The organism is Streptomyces wedmorensis (genome assembly GCF_000716445.1).
Lineage (GTDB): Bacteria > Actinomycetota > Actinomycetes > Streptomycetales > Streptomycetaceae > Streptomyces > Streptomyces wedmorensis.
Map to the genome: position 1 here is coordinate 1 of NZ_JNWK01000175.1, position 654 is coordinate 654.

The following is a 654-nucleotide window of genomic DNA, read 5'->3' on the forward strand; positions in this document are numbered from 1 at the left end:
CCCCGAGGCCCAACCGCCGCTGGCGGCAGCACCGTTCACCCCCGTGACGGCGGATGCGGGAGCCGGGACGCCGCCCGCTGCCGCCGCCCCTTCCCAGACAGCGCGGGCAACGCTGTCGGACGGGCCGGCTCCCACCGTGCCGACGGCCGGCGCCTCCCCCACCGCAAGCACGCCCACCGCGGGGACGCGTGGCCCCGAAGCGCAGGCGCCCACCGCGCCCGCTGCCTCCACCGCGCCCGTGCAGCAGGCGGCGGGCAGGCCGTCGGCCATCGACACCGTCATCAGCGGGAAGACTGCCGGTGACGGGCCGGGTGCCAGTGTCAGGGCGGCCACGAGCACGAACGCCGCCGAGCCGACCTCGCCGGCCCCGGCGGGGGGACGGCCGCGGGACCTGACCGTCACAACGGGCCGTCCTCGTCTTCGTCCTCGTCCACGCCCGCAGCTTCGCCGGGCGTGGCTGCGAAGGTCTCGAACCCCGCCGGCGCCCCGGAGCCCGTCGCCGTTCCCACGAGCCCCGAGCCGGTCTCGACCCCTGCCGGGGAGGCGGCGCCGACCGCACAGCGCTCACTGGCGGCGGACGCTCCCCCCATCCCGGACCTCGGCGTCTACGCGGCGGAGGCGCGCAAGCTGACCGAGGCCGGCGACGTCGTGCTG

At 78.3% G+C, this 654-nt stretch carries 2 pseudogenes; one reads left to right on the forward strand and one right to left on the reverse strand.

Features of this window, described 5'->3' with window-relative positions:
• Window positions 1-402, reverse strand: a pseudogene (locus OO54_RS47000) (hypothetical protein); the annotation flags it as partial.
• A gap of 51 nt (window positions 403-453) precedes the next feature.
• Here OO54_RS47000 and OO54_RS46260 point away from each other — a divergent pair.
• A pseudogene (locus OO54_RS46260) lies at window positions 454-654 on the forward strand (hypothetical protein); the annotation flags it as partial.